This is a genomic window from Peribacillus sp. FSL H8-0477 (genome assembly GCF_038002765.1).
Taxonomy (GTDB): domain Bacteria; phylum Bacillota; class Bacilli; order Bacillales; family DSM-1321; genus Peribacillus.
This window is the reverse complement of record NZ_JBBODE010000001.1, coordinates 1735046-1750883: the sequence shown is the minus strand read 5'-3', so window position 1 is coordinate 1750883 and position 15838 is coordinate 1735046. Positions and strand designations below refer to the sequence as shown.

Annotated in this window: 18 protein-coding genes; 11 read left to right on the top strand and 7 right to left on the bottom strand. The window is 39.4% G+C overall.

From position 1 onward, the window contains the following. Positions 1-16: 16 nt before the first annotated feature. Complete coding sequence (locus MHI18_RS08920; protein ID WP_340847007.1) at positions 17-406, bottom strand: kinase-associated lipoprotein B; 390 nt, start codon at positions 404-406, stop codon at positions 17-19. A 191-nt stretch (positions 407-597) separates the two neighbouring features. Between MHI18_RS08920 and MHI18_RS08915 the strand changes: the two genes are divergently transcribed. After that, positions 598-1188 carry a peptidylprolyl isomerase gene (locus MHI18_RS08915; protein ID WP_340847006.1) on the top strand — a complete coding sequence of 197 codons (591 nt, stop codon included), beginning with the start codon at positions 598-600 and terminating at the stop codon, positions 1186-1188. A 104-nt stretch (positions 1189-1292) separates the two neighbouring features. Beyond that, positions 1293-1520, top strand: a complete 228-nt coding sequence (locus MHI18_RS08910; protein ID WP_340847005.1) for a hypothetical protein — start codon at positions 1293-1295, stop codon at positions 1518-1520. A 40-nt stretch (positions 1521-1560) separates the two neighbouring features. Here the strand turns inward: MHI18_RS08910 and MHI18_RS08905 are convergent, their stop codons facing one another. After that, complete coding sequence (locus MHI18_RS08905) at positions 1561-2346, bottom strand: DUF817 domain-containing protein (protein ID WP_340847004.1); 786 nt, start codon at positions 2344-2346, stop codon at positions 1561-1563. 152 nt (positions 2347-2498) lie between these two features. Between MHI18_RS08905 and MHI18_RS08900 the strand changes: the two genes are divergently transcribed. From MHI18_RS08900 to MHI18_RS08890, 3 genes are all read left to right on the top strand, one after another. Further along, complete coding sequence (locus MHI18_RS08900) at positions 2499-3257, top strand: TraR/DksA C4-type zinc finger protein (RefSeq protein ID WP_340847003.1); 759 nt, start codon at positions 2499-2501, stop codon at positions 3255-3257. A gap of 91 nt (positions 3258-3348) precedes the next feature. Further along, positions 3349-5001, top strand: coding sequence for a CoA-disulfide reductase (locus tag MHI18_RS08895; RefSeq protein ID WP_340847002.1), 1653 nt, complete (start codon positions 3349-3351; stop codon positions 4999-5001). Between the two features lie 94 nt (positions 5002-5095). Next, positions 5096-5611 (top strand): superoxide dismutase family protein, encoded by a 516-nt coding sequence (locus MHI18_RS08890; protein ID WP_340847000.1) that lies wholly within the window; start codon positions 5096-5098, stop codon positions 5609-5611. A gap of 7 nt (positions 5612-5618) precedes the next feature. Here the strand turns inward: MHI18_RS08890 and MHI18_RS08885 are convergent, their stop codons facing one another. Then, on the bottom strand, positions 5619-6782 hold the full coding sequence (locus MHI18_RS08885) for a MalY/PatB family protein (RefSeq protein ID WP_340846999.1): 1164 nt from the start codon (positions 6780-6782) through the stop codon (positions 5619-5621). 82 nt (positions 6783-6864) lie between these two features. On the opposite strand from MHI18_RS08885, the gene MHI18_RS08880 reads away from it, so the two are divergent. Then, positions 6865-7125 carry a DUF1871 family protein gene (locus MHI18_RS08880; RefSeq protein ID WP_340846998.1) on the top strand — a complete coding sequence of 87 codons (261 nt, stop codon included), beginning with the start codon at positions 6865-6867 and terminating at the stop codon, positions 7123-7125. Between the two features lie 230 nt (positions 7126-7355). Here MHI18_RS08880 and MHI18_RS08875 read toward each other — a convergent pair whose 3' ends face one another. Further along, entirely contained in the window at positions 7356-8192 is an 837-nt protein-coding gene (locus MHI18_RS08875; RefSeq protein ID WP_340846997.1) for an alpha/beta fold hydrolase, read from the bottom strand. Positions 8193-8339: 147 nt separating this feature from the next. On the opposite strand from MHI18_RS08875, the gene MHI18_RS08870 reads away from it, so the two are divergent. Both MHI18_RS08870 and MHI18_RS08865 read left to right on the top strand, forming a co-directional pair. Further along, complete coding sequence (locus MHI18_RS08870; RefSeq protein ID WP_340846996.1) at positions 8340-8840, top strand: Lrp/AsnC family transcriptional regulator; 501 nt, start codon at positions 8340-8342, stop codon at positions 8838-8840. After that, on the top strand, positions 8837-10003 hold the full coding sequence (locus tag MHI18_RS08865; protein WP_340846995.1) for an aminotransferase: 1167 nt from the start codon (positions 8837-8839) through the stop codon (positions 10001-10003). The genes MHI18_RS08870 and MHI18_RS08865 overlap by 4 nt, the downstream gene beginning before the upstream one ends. Positions 10004-10133: 130 nt before the next feature. On the opposite strand, the gene MHI18_RS08860 is transcribed toward MHI18_RS08865, so the two are convergent. Both MHI18_RS08860 and MHI18_RS08855 read right to left on the bottom strand, forming a co-directional pair. Beyond that, positions 10134-10508 carry a helix-turn-helix domain-containing protein gene (locus tag MHI18_RS08860; protein ID WP_340846994.1) on the bottom strand — a complete coding sequence of 125 codons (375 nt, stop codon included), beginning with the start codon at positions 10506-10508 and terminating at the stop codon, positions 10134-10136. Between the two features lie 99 nt (positions 10509-10607). Beyond that, the gene (locus MHI18_RS08855; RefSeq protein ID WP_340846993.1) at positions 10608-11951 is read right to left on the bottom strand and encodes a sodium-dependent transporter; all 1344 of its coding nucleotides are present in this window, start codon (positions 11949-11951) and stop codon (positions 10608-10610) included. A 357-nt stretch (positions 11952-12308) separates the two neighbouring features. Here MHI18_RS08855 and yugI point away from each other — a divergent pair, with 357 nt between their 5' ends. Beyond that, complete coding sequence (yugI, locus tag MHI18_RS08850) at positions 12309-12719, top strand: S1 domain-containing post-transcriptional regulator GSP13 (protein WP_340846992.1); 411 nt, start codon at positions 12309-12311, stop codon at positions 12717-12719. A 92-nt stretch (positions 12720-12811) separates the two neighbouring features. On the opposite strand, the gene MHI18_RS08845 is transcribed toward yugI, so the two are convergent. Then, positions 12812-13045 (bottom strand): DUF378 domain-containing protein, encoded by a 234-nt coding sequence (locus MHI18_RS08845; RefSeq protein WP_340846991.1) that lies wholly within the window; start codon positions 13043-13045, stop codon positions 12812-12814. A 132-nt stretch (positions 13046-13177) separates the two neighbouring features. Here MHI18_RS08845 and MHI18_RS08840 point away from each other — a divergent pair, with 132 nt between their 5' ends. Beyond that, the gene (locus MHI18_RS08840) at positions 13178-14341 is read left to right on the top strand and encodes an iron-containing alcohol dehydrogenase (RefSeq protein ID WP_340846990.1); all 1164 of its coding nucleotides are present in this window, start codon (positions 13178-13180) and stop codon (positions 14339-14341) included. An 82-nt stretch (positions 14342-14423) separates the two neighbouring features. Further along, positions 14424-15770: a glucose-6-phosphate isomerase gene (locus tag MHI18_RS08835; RefSeq protein WP_340846989.1), complete on the top strand. Its 1347-nt coding sequence runs from the start codon at positions 14424-14426 to the stop codon at positions 15768-15770. The last annotated feature ends 68 nt before the right edge of the window (positions 15771-15838 follow it).

Below are 15838 nucleotides of genomic sequence, written 5' to 3'. Positions count from 1 at the left end.
GCTTTTATTATGGTCATTATTTGAAATAATCAGCTTCAAGTTCCGCAATCATTTCTAAGCTTTTTTGGTCCCATTCCCTGCCGCCCTCATTCAATTTCTGTTTCTGTTTTTCTAAAGCAGCCTTTAATGAGCTTTGATAGTCGGGGATCACAGTCTCGTCGTAAGGACGTACCATGTTTTTTGGGACATTCGTTTGTTCACGATAGGCTAATGCACGTCGCTGGTGAAATAGAGAGACATCGGTTTGTTTAGGATTGTGTAAATCCCCTTGTGTCGGATGATTGACGACTGCTAGTACCCGTACAAGGTAAGCGTTGGCCCGTTCATCCGTAATTTCCCCAATATATTTCCCCGTTTTATAAATTGCGGTAACAATTTCACCGTTTACAAATGATTTTTCTGTCATGGGAATCCCACCTTTTTAGAATATGTCTTTCCATCATCATACATATAAATGGCACGATTGAATATTGATACGAACTGCAAGGAGGATTCAATAGATGCTTTTTTCTTCCTTTTCATGTATTGTACAATTGATGCTTGGTCGTCTTCAATAGGACGGCCTACGAAAATAGAACTGAAAGAAGGGTTATCACAATGACAAACTTTCCACAATTAACAACAGAAGTACTTGGAAATGAAAAAGCAGTAATTATGGAAACGACTGCAGGTTCAATTAAAATTAAGTTTTTCCCTGAATTAGCTCCTAAGACAGTTGAAAACTTTTTAACACATGCAGAAAATGGTTATTATGATGGAATTATTTTTCACCGTGTAATCAAAGACTTCATGATTCAAGGCGGCGATCCAGATGGAACAGGAATGGGCGGCGAGAGTATTTGGGGTTCTACTTTCGAAGATGAGTTTTCCATGCAGCTATTCAATCTGCGCGGAGCACTTTCAATGGCCAATTCAGGACCTGCAACAAATGGAAGTCAATTCTTTATCGTGCAAGCACAGCATGTTGACAGCAGAATGGGCGATCAGATGAAACAAGCTGGGTACCCAGAAGAAATTATCACAGCGTATATGGAAAATGGCGGTACACCTTGGCTTGATCACAAACATACTGTTTTTGGACAAGTAGTAGAAGGTCTTGATATCGTAGATGCAATTGCAAACGCAAAAACAACACACGGTGACAAACCAGCTGAAGATATCGTGATTCAATCGATTACATTAGTTTAAGAAAAATTGAAACGGGGTTTAAATCCCCGTTTTTTTTATTCTAGAGTATATTGATTCAAGTTGGTATAATATAGAGGATCCTTAAGCCTGGAAGGAGTGTAGAAATGAATGAATTGAATCAAGCTGTCTTGGGGCTGTTTCTTTATTTTCCTGAAGACAAATCTGAGTATATTCCAGCAGGCATTACTTGTGTCATCTTTCTTATCGCTGCTGTATTCGCTATGCGCTTTATCATGAAAATCTCTCGAAATGAAGCATTGAAAACTCAGAAATTAGAAGAAGAAATTACAAAAAAAAATCTTAGGATTTCAGAAGAAGATCCTTCACAATAAGTGCAAAAGCTACGAATTCGGGAAGAATCCGCAGCTTTTTTTATTGGTTAAAATTGATTGGTTGTGCTTCTTGGTTCTTCACATGTTTAAGAAGAGCAACGATAAGAAAACTTACAATGACGAGCAGCAGCCAAGAGCTGATTTTACTGAAATGGACGAGGTGCCAGCCTTCTTCCTGGTTCGGATATTGCCATGCCCCAAAGAAAGTAGCCACATTTTCAGCAATCCAAATAAAGAACCCCATTAAAACAAACGATACTACCACAGGCATTTGATAGGGTTGATTGTTTACTGTGAACATTACGATTGTCCGGCAAAAGACTAGAAGGACGACCCCCATTAATATCCAGCGAAAATCAATGATAAAATGATGTGTAAAAAAGTTAAGATAGATTGCTGCAGCAGTAATAGCTGCAATGATGGTTGGCGGCCAATTGACTAGTGTAAGGTGTAAACGCCGCCAAGATTGGCACATATAGCTGGCAACACTTGCATACATAAATCCGCTGTATAGCGGAACTCCCCAAAGTTTAGAAAACCCCTCTTCTGGATACGACCAAGAACCCATATGAACTTTATATAATTCGAGAGCAAGTCCAATGACATGAAAGAGACAAATCACTTTAAGCTCGTCCCAGGTTTCAAACTTTGCTGTAACCATAAACACCTGCATGAGCAGACAAAGAATCAGAATAAAGTCATATCGAGGTATGATCGAAAGCGGAATGATTTTGGAAAGTGCAAGTGTTAAAAAGATAGCGACTGGAAACAGACAGGCCAAAGCTTGAGTGTATCCAAAATGAATAAGAAATGATAATGGTTTCATTTTTCAAAACCCCTATAGGAAAATTATGTTAGTCATTAGGATAACTTACAAAACGCAGCTTGCCAAGAATGTCCCCTTATTTATTACTTATAAAAATATGGATAATGGAAAATACTAAAAGAAGATTATAGTGAGGAAGGGACTGGCGTATTATGCTTTCAAACCAGCAAGTACAGGATTTTCAACAAAAGCTCGAACAGCAGAAAAAAGAGCTAAAGGAGCACTTTGGAGATGAAAATGATTTTGGTTTAAGGCGGAGCCTGGTAGATTCAACAGGTGAGTTATCAAGTTATGATAACCATCCAGCTGATGAAGGGACTGAGTTATACGAGCGTGAAAAGGATCTTGCCCTATATGAGCATTATCAAATTGAATTAGCAGATATTGATAAGGGACTGAAGGCTATTGAAGAAGGAAATTATGGGAAATGTGAGGTATGCTCAAAAGACATTCCATATGAACGGCTGGAGGCCATGCCTACGACTCGTTTTTGTATAGACCATTCTCCATCTCAACATACGTCTGATGATCGTCCAATCGAAGAATCAGTTTTACGTACGTCCTTCGGAGGTTTTGTGGCAGATAAAGATCATGAATCAGTGGGATATGATGGTGAGGATTCTTGGCAGGATGTTGCGAGATACGGAACGTCCGATACACCTGCAGATCAAGTTCAACCTACAGCAGACTATAACGATACGTATATAGAAGCACAAGAAAATGTTGGCTACGTCGAAGATTATGAAAACTTTGCGGGTGTAGACCTGTACGGAGATTCAGTTACCATCTATCGAAATGCTAAATATGAAAACTATGTGGATATGTTAGAAGAAGAAGGCGTGCAGACCATCCTTGGCGACTTGCCTGCTTCTGAAAAAGAACCTTATGTTGAAGAAGACAGCGAGGATTAATGTGTCAACGGTGTGAAAGTGTGTCAAAAGCTTTCACACCTGTTTTTGATTTGTTATAATACCCCCATAGGTATATTGAGGGGGAAAATTAATGAAAAAGAAAATAATCATCGTTGGCGGTGTTGCTGGGGGAGCTACGGCAGCAGCGAGACTGAGACGGTTAAATGAAGAAGATACGATTACTATGTTTGAACGCGGAGAATATATCTCTTTTGCCAATTGCGGACTTCCGTACTATATCGGCGGTGTCATTTCAGATCGTAAAAAGCTGCTTGTTCAGACTGTTGAAGGAATGAGTAATCGCTTTAACTTAGATATTCGTAATTTAACGGAAGTTGTACGGATTAATGCACAAGAAAAAACGGTGACGGCGCGTAATTTGCAAACGGGAGAAGAATATAATGAACCCTATGATGCGTTAATTCTTTCACCAGGCTCTAAACCAATTAAGCCTCAAATTCCTGGAATAGAAGAAGCTATAGCTTTATTTACGGTTCGCAGTGTTCCAGACACAGATCGTATTAAACAATATGTTGATGAGGGAAAGCCCAAGCAAGCGGTTGTGATAGGCGGAGGATTTATTGGTCTTGAGCTGGCTGAAAATTTGGTAGAACGCGGAGTGAAGGTAACAGTCATTGAGCGTGGAGATCAAGTTATGGCTCCAATCGATTTTGAAATGGCTCAAATTGTTCATGCAGAGCTTAAGAATAAAGGGATAAACTTAATCCTGAACGATGGTGTCAAGGAATTTAAAGATCAAGGAACGACCATTATTTTAGAAAGCGGCAAGGTTGAAACAGCTGATATGATCATTCTTGCTATCGGTGTTCAGCCGGAAACACAGCTCGCAAAAGATGCAGGACTTGAACTTGGAGTACGTGGGACAATTAAAGTGAATGAGAAGCTGCAAACTTCCGACCCTTCCATTTATGCAGTTGGGGATGCCATTGAAGTAAAGGACTATATCAATGGAATGGCTGGTTTTGTTCCACTTGCAGGTCCTGCTAATCGTCAAGGGCGTATTGTGGCAGATGTGATTAATGAATTGCCAGCAGCCTACAAGGGTGTACTCGGAACTTCGATTGTAAAGATATTTGATCTTACTGCTGCCGTAACCGGAAATAATGAAAAAACACTAAAGAAGATGAATCGCTCATATGAAGTGATTCACGTTCAGCCTATGAACCATGCTGGCTATTATCCTGGTGCTTCACCGATGACGTTAAAAGTTATTTTTGATAAAAAAACTGGTGAAATACTTGGAGCACAGGCAGTTGGGAAGGGCGGAATCGATAAACGGATTGATGTACTAGCAACCGCCATTAAAGCCAGTATGACGGTGGAGGATTTAGCTGATTTAGAGCTTTCCTACGCACCGCCGTTTTCTTCTGCTAAAGATCCTGTTAATATTGCCGGTTATGCGGCTTCAAATATTATGGATGGTTCAGCTGAGAGTGTTCAGTGGCATGAAATTGATGAACTTCTGGCAGGTGGAGGTATATTGATTGATGTACGGGACCCTGGTGAGGTGGCTAGAGGCGCGATTGACGGCACAATTAATATCCCTGTTAATGAATTGCGTGAACGACTCGAGGAAGTACCTCGAGATAAAGACTTATACGTTTCTTGTCAAGTTGGTTTACGAGGATATTTAGCTGCCCGTATTCTAACTGGTCATGGTATAAAAGTGAAAAATCTAGATGGCGGATATAAGCTGTATTCTACAGCTAAAACCGTGTATTAAAAGACAAGCACCGTTCCTAGTTGGAACGGTGCTTTTTTTGTATCTCTTTTCTTATTGGGGGGAAGATAGGAATAGATTAGGGGGCGAAAATTGGATGAAAAAAGTGTTACTGATTGGGTTTATGGTGCTGCTTGCAGGCTGTGCGGAAGAGAATCCGAAGAAACTGGATGTAAAAATGTTTAATGCTGATGGGGATTCTTTGGGTACGATTAAGCTTCAGGAACAAGCGAAGGGATTGAAACTGAAAGTTGATTTGGAGGGGCTTGAGCCGGGCGTACATGGCATTCATATTCATAGTGTAGGTAAGTGCAAAGCGCCTGATTTTAAATCAGCAGGCAACCATTATAATCCCGATGATAAAGAGCATGGGCTTCTTCATCCGAAGGGAGCCCATGCTGGGGATTTGCCTAATTTAATTGTAAAGGATTCTGGTAATGTGAAAGCAACGCTTACTGCAAAAGATGTAACGTTAAGGAAAGGGAAAACAACGCTTTTTACACAGAAGGGTACTTCCATCATTGTGAATCAAAACCAAGATGACGGGATGACTCAGCCAGCAGGAGACTCAGGGAAACGAATCGCCTGCGGTGTCATTACAAAAGGGAAGTGAATGTTTCTCAGCTGAACGCTTGTTTAAGTCTGTTGAGTCCATCTTCTAATAGAGTTCGTGGACAGCCAATGTTCATTCGAACAAAACCTTCTCCGCCAGGACCGTATTTAGCTCCTGGCTCTAATGCCAGTTTTCCTTTAGAAGTAAGAAGTTCTTGGATTTCTTCGTCGCTCAAGCCTAGGCCGCGGCAATCAATCCATAGCAGATATGATGCCTCAGGGTGCATACAGCGCAAACCAGGTATTTCATGAGCGATAAAATCTTCTGCAATCTTTACGTTTGTTTCAACATATGCAAGCATTTCGTCAAGCCAGGTTTCCCCGGTTTGATAGGCTGCTTCCATTGCCGTTAATCCCAATATATTGAGCCCGTGAAAGGCATTTCTAGTCTGTGTAGTCGTTATTTTGGTGCGAATATCTTTATTGCTCGTAATCATAATCGATGCTTGCATGCCGGCAATATTAAAGGTTTTACTAGGTGCCATCAGGGTTACAGTCTGATCGGCATAACGTTCATTTAATGAGGCCAGCGGATAATGAGTATAGGGAGAATGAAATAAGTCAGCATGAATTTCATCACTAACAATTATAGTTCCGTACTTCAAACAAAGTTCACCCATACGCGTTAACTCCTCTTTTGTCCAAATGCGGCCGCCTGGGTTATGAGGGCTGCACAGAAGAAAGAGTTTAACGCCTTCTTTAAGTTTCTCTTCAAAGTCTATAAAGTCTATTTCAAAGCGATCATCAATAACTTTCAGCTGACTATTAACAACCACTCGATTATTTTGTTCAATCATGCTGAAAAAGGGTGTGTAAATAGGCGATTGCAGCAAAATTTTATCGCCAGGTTCAGTAAGTCCCTGAATCGTCATTCCAATTGCAGAGACTACGCCTGCGCTGAAGGAAAGATGTTCTTTATCAACTTCCCAGGAATGGCGATTCTTAAGCCAAGTTTGAATGACAGGCAAAAGGGTCGGCATAGGAGCTGTGTACCCGTATACAGGATGCATGACTCGATCTAGTAAAGCTTTCTGTACACCTATTGGTGAAGGGAAATCCATATCAGCCACCCACATTGGCAGAAGGTCATCTCTTCCATAGAGATCCTTCATATGATCCCATTTAAAGGCACCAGTATTTTTTCGGTCAATATGTTCATCAAAGTTATTCATTACAAACACCACCATTTAAAGTTTACTATCTATGGTAATATGATAACATGTTCACAGATAATGAATAGCAGGTGATGATTGCATGCAAACTCAAGAAATGAATCTTGCCCTGGTTAAAGTCCTGAGAAACTGGGATCCTTTCAATCAAGGAGAAGATTTTTATGATCCAGAAATAGCCGACTGTATGATCGCCATGCGCGACATAGAGAACAGTAAAGACCTAGCCAGGAAAATTAAAGAAATTTATGAATTCTCCTTTGAAGAAGCACTCGCATATGATGAATGCTTAAAGATTGCCGAAAAATTACTAACCATCAAAAATAATGCAAGTTGCTCCTTCTAAAGCTGAACCATTTCTATGGATCAGCTTTTTTTGATTACCGTTTAATATACCCATATGGGTATTTTCATCATATAATAAGGTGCCAGACTGGAATACCAATCCCTCAGACGGGAATAATGCTCATCTAGACGGGAATACCCATACTCGAGACGGGATTAAGCTCAATCCAGACGGGAATAATCAAGATTCTGCTGTAAAAAGAAAGCAAATACCCCCACCCCCTGGAGCCGTCATCCTTCATTTGTAATAAAATTGTTAATATGACGAAACACTTCTTCTGGTTTTTCCTCTGGCAGTAAATGTCCTGTGTCTTCTATGATGATTAGCTGGGAACAGGGAAGATCTTTGTGTAGTCGTTTGCCAATTGATAGTGGAACGACTTTGTCGTAGCGTCCCCAGAGGAGAAGGCAGTTGGTGTGAATGGTATGTAAATCGTTTTCCGTTAGGTCATCTTCTTTATCGCGGGCCATTTTTCCTAATGCTTTGAAGATGGCTTTTCCTTGGAGAAAGGGTGCAGTATATCCGTCTCGCATGTCATCGTCGATCATCGATTGATCGTAGACAACTTGTCGGAGGTTCTTTTCGATACCGGATTTTTCAAGATACCGCTTGACGAAGTAGGAGAAGAAAGGCACATAACTGGCTCTTTTTAACCATCGAGAAGGAGCTGCTAAATAGCCTGATCCGGCAAGTAATATTATTTTTTCTATCAAGTCCGGCCGTTGTTTGCACATGTTTAACCCTATTTGTCCGCCCATGGAATGGCCAATTAAAATTACTTTTTCCAATTTGTGCATGTCAATAAAGGTTAGAATCGTCTTTGCAATATTAGTCAGAGAGTATGTATACTTACTGCTCTTTCCGCTTTGCCCAAAAGGGGGTATATCAATCAAGTAGACTGTATACTTCTCGGTAAGGATGGAAAGCAGCTTGCGGTAACAAAAAGTTGATGAAAGAAATCCATGTAGTAAAATGAGTGTTGGTCTTTCTTCGGGATGTTGATACAGTTCATAATAGAGTTCATTTTCTTCAATAGTTTGGGTGCCTTTATGTATCGGTTGTTCCATCGAGCTGTCCTCCTAGGGTTCACACTTTTCTTTATCGTGCCCTTATTTTCCTATAACGCAGTAACTTGTATTTGATATAATAAAAAAAGTTTACTAACAACTGAAACTTATGTATTCCATTATAGAGTAAAGAAAGTGGGGAAAGGTATGCATTTAAATGACAAGGAATTAGAAATATTAAGAATTATCGAAAAAAATAGTCGAATTGACTATGGTGATTTGGCGAAAATGGTAGCTTCCTCCGAACAAGAGGTTGAAGAAACGTTAACAAAACTTGAAGAAATGCGGATTATTGTACGGTATGCTTCGATTATAAATTGGGCGAAAATTGATGAGCATCACGGGGTCACCGCTATGATTGATGTCAAGGTTACGCCTAAACGAGGTGTGGGCTTTGATGAAGTGGCACAGCGGATATATCGGTTTAAAGAAGTTGAGTCTGTTTATTTAATGTCAGGCGTATATGATTTATCGGTCATCGTTGAAGGAAACTCAATGAATGAAATTGCAAGATTTGTTTCTGAAAAGTTATCAACACTTGATTCTGTTATCTCTACAACCACACATTTTATTTTGAAAAAATATAAACATGATGGCACGATTTTTGATCAGCCAGAAGAAGATAATCGGATTGTGGTGTCACCATGACAAATGAGAATTATGTGTCAAAAACGGTTGCAAGTCTGCCGCCATCAGGTATTCGAAAGTTCTTCGATTTGGCTGCTAATATGGAAGGTGTCGTGTCACTAGGTGTTGGTGAACCGGATTTTGTTACTTCTTGGTCCGTTCGAGAAGCGGCTATACATTCCTTAGAGGAAGGCAGGACATCCTATACAGCAAATGCTGGCTTATTGGAACTGCGCACGGAAATAGCCGGCTATATGGAACAAGCCTTTAACGTCTCATACCAACCTGAACATCAAATCTTAGTCACGGTTGGTGCAAGTGAAGGAATTGATCTTGCGTTACGGTCTATTATTAATCCAGGTGAAGAAGTATTAGTGGTTTCGCCATGCTTTGTTTCGTATGCTCCCTTAGTAACAATGGCTGGAGGGGTTCCTAAGATCATTCATACGACCGGTGAAAATCAATTTAAGCTGACACCAGCAGAACTAGAAGAGGCGATTACCCCTAACACCAAGGCGATGATTATTTGTTCACCGAATAATCCTACTGGCACACAGCTTAATAAAGAAGAGTTAATTAAAATTGCTGAGATCATTAAGAAAAATGATTTGCTGGTGATCGCAGATGAAATCTATGCAGAGCTAGCGTATGACGAAACATTTACCTCCTTTGCATCAGTAGGAGATATGATTAATCGGACCATTTTAATCAATGGATTTTCTAAAAGTTTTGCAATGACTGGCTGGCGTCTTGGGTTTGTTTGTGCGCCGCGGGAAATTCTTGAGGCCATGTTAAAGCTCCATCAGTATACGATGATGTGTGCACCCACAATGGCCCAGTATGGTGCGTTAGAGGCATTGAAACATGGTTGGGATGACGTAGAAGATATGCGCACTAGCTACAGGCAGAGAAGAAACTATATCGTAAAATCCTTCAATGAAATTGGTCTTACGTGTCATAATCCAGGGGGTGCCTTTTATGCGTTTCCTTCCATTGCAAAGACAGGCTTAAGTTCTCAAAAATTTGCAGAGAAATTGCTTCTTGAAGAAAGAGTTGCGGTTGTTCCCGGGGATGTTTTTGGAGAAAGCGGTGAAGGTTATATCCGTTGTTCTTATGCATCATCACTGGTTCAACTTCAAGAAGCAGTAAAACGAATAGCACGATTTATGAAAAATTATCAATAAAAAAATAGGGCTCCCAAGCTTTGGGGGCCCTATTAAAAAGGGGGAATACTTGAAAAACATCAGAAAGGAATGTTTTTCAGGGCAAATAGAATCCTGACTAACCTTAGATGTCTTACGAGTAGTCTTGCCACTATTCTTTATCGTTATACTGACTGACGTGATTTAATTCATACATTTTTTGCATAATATAGGTATAGTCTTCTGCGTTTAATTCCTTGAACTTACGCAAAATAACCTTTGCCTTTTCGTGTCCAAGCTCAGTAATCAGCTGGATGATTTCTTGATCAATATCATGACGAACGGTGTATTCATGTTCTAATAGTTCCGAAGCAGGTAAATCAAGGACTGTTGAGATTTTCAATGCCGTCTGAGTATCGGGAATCTGTTCTCCAGACTCATACTTTTCAATCGATTTAGTACCTAATCTTGCTTTAACAGCTAATTCTTGCTGTGTCAGATTTTTCTTTTCTCGATATGTTTTAATTAGTTTACCGATATCGGTCATTGCAATTCACTTCCTTAGAAAGAGATTTCGCTTCTACCTAATTTTACCATGATAAGGAAGGAATTAGATCTTATAAAAATGTATTTTTCTTGATCATTCCTAAATAATTCCTAAAGAACTTAATAGGATGAAGAAAATGCCTATTGGAGCCACGTAACGGATTAAGAAATACCACATTCTAAAAAATTTCCCTGTACTTGCAGTTCCAAGTTCAAGCTCTTTTTGCACTTCAAATCGTTTCATTTGATACCCAACGAAGATGGATATCAGCATAGCGCCTAAAGGCAGAGCAATATTACTTGTCAGGAAGTCAGCAAAATCAAAAATGGTTTTGCCGAAAAGTTTAACATCAGATAGAACACCGAATGATAGAGCACTTGGAATCCCAACAACGAAAACAGTAAGGCCGGATATCCATGATGCTTTTTTACGTTTTTTAGTGTCATTCTTAGTCATAACTGCAACCATAATTTCGAGAATGGAGAAAGCTGAGGTTAAGGTTGCAAATAAAAGCAGAATAAAAAAGATTGCCATAAACAAGGTGCCGAAAGCCATTTCGTTAAATACGGCGGGTAAAACAACAAAGACAAGCCCCGGACCACTTGCAGGATCGAAACCAAAAGCAAAGACGGCAGGGAAGATAACTAAACCAGCCAATATGGAGATGAAGATATTTAATGCAACAACCGAAAAGGCTGACTTAGCAATATCCTCCTTTTTGCTTAAATAAGAAGCATAAGTGACCATTACAGATATACCAACACTTAGTGCGAAGAACGCTTGCCCTAGTGCAAGCAGAACCGTTTCTTTGGAAAGGGACGCTAAATCAGGCTGTAAGAAAAATTTAATCCCTTCCATTGCCCCATCAAGGGTGACAGAACGAATCAATAGCACAATAAACAAAATAAATAATGCAGGCATCATATATTTAGATGCTTTTTCAATTCCCTTTTGAACACCGCCCTGTACAACAATAATAGTTAGAATCATAAAAGCGAATTGAGCTAGTATTGTTTCCGTTGGGCTGCTGATAATGTCATTAAATAATCCATTATAGTCAGACTGACTAAGACCTGAAAGTGAGCCTGAGAAGCTTCGTACTAAATAAGAGAGAATCCAGCCGCCGACAACACTATAAAAGGAAAGCAAGATAAGGGAGGCAATCACTCCACCATAACCAATTAAATACCATGGTTTTTTAGGTGAAATTTTCCTATAAGCACTTACTGCATCCTTTTGTGCATTTCTGCCGATAATGAATTCAGCTATTAATATCGGTGTACCAATTAAAAGGGTAAATAGGATGAACAGTAGTAAAAAAATACCGCCCCCATTTGTCCCTGCCATATAAGGGAATTTCCAGATCGCTCCTAACCCAATAGCAGACCCTGCTGCTGCTAAAATAAATCCAATCTTAGATGTCCACTGCTCTTGGTTTGCCATAATTGAATAACTCCTTTTAAAATACAATCAACAATAAATCGAGAAGGTATCTTTTATAAAATGCTGAATTGTGAATATTTTTACTATACTACTATGTTTTTTAGGGAAGGACAAGAGGGGAATTAATGCTGTAAATCGGCTGTTTCTAATAATAGGAATATCATCCAGCTGTCTGGATGACTGAATTGAAAAGAAATTGGAGAATGTAAAGACAAGGTCGTTCTTTAAATTACTGGTTTAAACAATATGTAATGTGTGTTAAAATGAATATGGATGTTTTGATTATTTGCAAAAAGTATGATATAATTTTATATTGCGTGTAATAGAGGAAAAATATACTTATATAGGAGTGTTACAATGTCTGAAAAATTCGAAGTTGGATCGGTCGTTACTGGTAAAGTAACCGGCATTCAAGCATATGGTGCATTTGTTGCGTTAGATGAGTCTACACAAGGTTTAGTTCATATTTCTGAGATTACTCACGGATATGTTAAAGATGTTAATGAACATCTTAAAGTGGGCGATGAAGTTCAAGTTAAAGTACTTTCTGTTGATGCATCAGCAGGTAAAATCGGATTATCAATTCGTGCTACTGAAGAAGCTCCAGAAGTTCCTGCTTCACCAGCTAAAAAAGCCCCTAAAAAACGTCAAGCAGCTATTAAAACTTCAACAACAACTAATGATTCAAATGAAGGCTTCAATACGTTGAAGGACAAGCTTCAAGAATGGATCGAACAATCCCAACGCGAAGATTTAATTAAAAAATAATTTTCGACGGCTGCTCTCTTGAGAGCAGCCGTTTTTTTTATTTATTTTCATATCAATAAAGAAATGGCCGGCGATTGCCGGCCATTTCTTCTTTAACGTTCTGTCCTTGTTTCAGGTTGCGTAGAGCGTTCCTCACTCGGTTTAAATAAAAGACCGAGATTAACCAATCCTGCTATTCCGACAAGACCGAATATGATACGGGAAATGGCAGAACCTTGGCCACCGAAGATAGCACCTACGAGGTCAAATTGGAAAAATCCAATCAGTCCCCAGTTAATGGCGCCGATTATTGTAAGGACTAGTGCAGCTCTTTGAATGCCACTCATAGTATTTCCTCCTTTGAGTTCGAACATCTATAGTTTGCTGCATAACCCGAAATTTATTCATTTACTCAATCCGATATTTTGTAATTCTACGCGCGATTCTTCATAATGAAGAAAAAAGGAGGCTATTTTTTAATGAATAACTTTACTTATCAAAATCCCACCAAACTAATATTTGGTAAAGGACAACTTGAACAACTATCAAAAGAAATTCCGCAGTACGGAACAAAGGTACTTCTTGTTTATGGCGGCGGAAGTATAAAGAAGAACGGCCTTTATGATGAGATTATGACACAACTCAAAAGCATAGATGCAGATATATATGAATTAGCCGGTGTAGAACCAAACCCGCGAATTACGACAGTACGTAAAGGTGTAGAAATCTGTAAAAAAGAAAATATTGACTTTATACTAGCTGCCGGCGGTGGTAGTGTAATCGATTGTACAAAGGCGATTGCAGCAGGGGCTAAGTATGATGGAGATGCTTGGGATTTAGTAACTAAAAAAGCGCCGGTTAAGGAAGCACTTCCCTTTGGAACGGTTCTGACGATTGCGGCCACGGGATCAGAGATGAATTCAGGTTCGGTTATCACTAACTGGGAAACAAAAGAGAAATACGGCTGGGGAAGTCCGTTGACATTCCCGACATTCTCCATCCTTGATCCAGTTAATACGTTTACTGTTCCGAAAAATCACACTGTTTATGGAATGGTTGATATGATGTCTCACGTATTTGAACAATACTTTCATCAAAAAACAAATGCACCCCTTCAGGACCGTTTTTGTGAATCATTACTTCTTACGGTGATTGAGTCTGGACCTAAACTGTTAAATGAATTAGACAACTATGAACTTAGAGAGACCATTCTTTATTCAGGTACGATTGCTCTTAATGGGTATTTACAGGTTGGATATCGAGGAGATTGGGCATCACATAATATAGAACATGCTGTATCAGCGATATACGATATTCCTCATGCAGGCGGTCTGGCAATCATTTTCCCTAATTGGATGAAGCATGTGCTTCATGAAGATGTTTCTCGTTTTAAACAGGTGGCAATCCGCGTGTTTGGTGTTGACCCAGCAGGAAAAACTGATGAAGAAACAGCTCTTGAGGGAATTGAAAAACTGCGGGAATTTTGGAGCAGCTTAGGTGCGCCCACAAAATTGTCGGAATATGATATAGATGATTCGAAAATAGAAGAAATGGCTGATAAAGCTATGATAAACGGCGAATTTGGTAACTTTAAGAAGTTAAATCGAGAAGACGTACTCGCAATATTACGTGCATCCCTGTGATTTTTGTATAGGAGCATCTTGATTAATGGGATGGGTTTGTATAAAGTGAAGTGGTACTCTTATAGAAGATGGAGGAACTAACATGACACATGTACGTTTCGATTACTCAAAAGCATTACCGTTCTTCGGTGAACATGAAATTACTTACTTACAAGATGCTGTAAAAGCAGCGCACCAATCTCTTCACGCTAAATCAGGTGCAGGGAATGAATTTCTAGGCTGGATCGATCTTCCAGAGAATTATGATAAAGAAGAATTTTCAAGGATTCAAAAGTCCGCTGCAAAGATTCAAAAGGATTCAGAAGTTTTACTTGTTATTGGAATTGGCGGTTCTTATCTAGGAGCTCGGGCTGCAATTGAAATGCTGCAACATAGTTTCTATAATGCACTTCCTGGCGAACAGCGTAAAACACCACAAATTATCTTTGTTGGAAATAATATCAGTTCATCCTATATGACGGATGTAATGGATTTATTAAAAGATAAAGATTTTTCAATCAATGTCATTTCTAAATCGGGTACGACGACAGAACCTGCTTTGGCTTTCAGGATTTTCCGTAAACTTCTCGAAGAAAAATATGGAGAGAATGAAGCGAAATCTCGAATTTATGCTACGACAGATAAAGCAAAAGGTGCATTAAAAACACTTGCAACAGAAAAAGGTTATGAGTCATTCGTCATTGCTGATGATATTGGAGGCCGTTATTCTGTATTAACTGCTGTAGGATTATTACCTATTGCAGTAAGCGGTGCAAATATTGAAGAAATGATGAAAGGGGCAGCAGAGGCACGTCAAGATTTCAGTTCAGATGAACTTTCCGAAAATCTTGCGTATCAGTATGCTGCTGTTCGAAATGTACTTTACAATAAGGGTAAAACCATTGAAATGTTAATTAACTATGAGCCAGGCTTACAGTATTTCTCTGAATGGTGGAAGCAGTTGTTTGGTGAAAGTGAAGGAAAAGATCAAAAAGGTATTTTCCCTTCCTCAGCCAACTTTTCGACTGACCTGCATTCATTAGGTCAATATGTACAAGAAGGTCGCCGTGACCTTTTTGAAACAGTTATTAAAGTTGACCAGGCGCGTCATGAGCTAACCATTGAAGCAGAAGAGAATGATTTGGATGGCTTGAATTATCTGGCTGGCAAATCAGTTGATTTTGTTAATGATAAAGCGTTTGAGGGAACATTGCTTGCTCATACAGATGGCGGCGTACCGAATTTAATCGTAAGTATCCCTAAAATGGATGCTTTTACATTCGGATACCTTGTGTATTTCTTTGAAAAAGCATGTGCAATCAGCGGTTACCTGCTTGGAGTTAATCCGTTTGACCAACCTGGAGTTGAAGCTTATAAAGTAAACATGTTTGCTTTACTAGGTAAACCTGGGTTTGAGGAAAAGAAAGCGGAACTAGAAAAACGTCTGTAATAATGAATCCGGAGCGGCTATGCTGCTCTGGATTTTTTTTGTTCATATATTGGTAATTCTTATCTTGT

What these genes read in the sequence shown, in the direction of transcription:
- MHI18_RS08920 (WP_340847007.1), bottom strand. Translation starts at nt 406, where the DNA reads ATGACAGAAAAATCATTTGTAAACGGTGAAATTGTTACCGCAATTTAT.
- MHI18_RS08915 (WP_340847006.1), top strand. Translation starts at nt 598, where the DNA reads ATGACAAACTTTCCACAATTAACAACAGAAGTACTTGGAAATGAAAAA.
- MHI18_RS08910 (WP_340847005.1), top strand. Translation starts at nt 1,293, where the DNA reads ATGAATGAATTGAATCAAGCTGTCTTGGGGCTGTTTCTTTATTTTCCT.
- MHI18_RS08905 (WP_340847004.1), bottom strand. Translation starts at nt 2,346, where the DNA reads ATGAAACCATTATCATTTCTTATTCATTTTGGATACACTCAAGCTTTG.
- MHI18_RS08900 (WP_340847003.1), top strand. Translation starts at nt 2,499, where the DNA reads ATGCTTTCAAACCAGCAAGTACAGGATTTTCAACAAAAGCTCGAACAG.
- MHI18_RS08895 (WP_340847002.1), top strand. Translation starts at nt 3,349, where the DNA reads ATGAAAAAGAAAATAATCATCGTTGGCGGTGTTGCTGGGGGAGCTACG.
- MHI18_RS08890 (WP_340847000.1), top strand. Translation starts at nt 5,096, where the DNA reads ATGAAAAAAGTGTTACTGATTGGGTTTATGGTGCTGCTTGCAGGCTGT.
- MHI18_RS08885 (WP_340846999.1), bottom strand. Translation starts at nt 6,782, where the DNA reads ATGAATAACTTTGATGAACATATTGACCGAAAAAATACTGGTGCCTTT.
- MHI18_RS08880 (WP_340846998.1), top strand. Translation starts at nt 6,865, where the DNA reads ATGCAAACTCAAGAAATGAATCTTGCCCTGGTTAAAGTCCTGAGAAAC.
- MHI18_RS08875 (WP_340846997.1), bottom strand. Translation starts at nt 8,192, where the DNA reads ATGGAACAACCGATACATAAAGGCACCCAAACTATTGAAGAAAATGAA.
- MHI18_RS08870 (WP_340846996.1), top strand. Translation starts at nt 8,340, where the DNA reads ATGCATTTAAATGACAAGGAATTAGAAATATTAAGAATTATCGAAAAA.
- MHI18_RS08865 (WP_340846995.1), top strand. Translation starts at nt 8,837, where the DNA reads ATGACAAATGAGAATTATGTGTCAAAAACGGTTGCAAGTCTGCCGCCA.
- MHI18_RS08860 (WP_340846994.1), bottom strand. Translation starts at nt 10,508, where the DNA reads ATGACCGATATCGGTAAACTAATTAAAACATATCGAGAAAAGAAAAAT.
- MHI18_RS08855 (WP_340846993.1), bottom strand. Translation starts at nt 11,951, where the DNA reads ATGGCAAACCAAGAGCAGTGGACATCTAAGATTGGATTTATTTTAGCA.
- yugI (WP_340846992.1), top strand. Translation starts at nt 12,309, where the DNA reads ATGTCTGAAAAATTCGAAGTTGGATCGGTCGTTACTGGTAAAGTAACC.
- MHI18_RS08845 (WP_340846991.1), bottom strand. Translation starts at nt 13,045, where the DNA reads ATGAGTGGCATTCAAAGAGCTGCACTAGTCCTTACAATAATCGGCGCC.
- MHI18_RS08840 (WP_340846990.1), top strand. Translation starts at nt 13,178, where the DNA reads ATGAATAACTTTACTTATCAAAATCCCACCAAACTAATATTTGGTAAA.
- MHI18_RS08835 (WP_340846989.1), top strand. Translation starts at nt 14,424, where the DNA reads ATGACACATGTACGTTTCGATTACTCAAAAGCATTACCGTTCTTCGGT.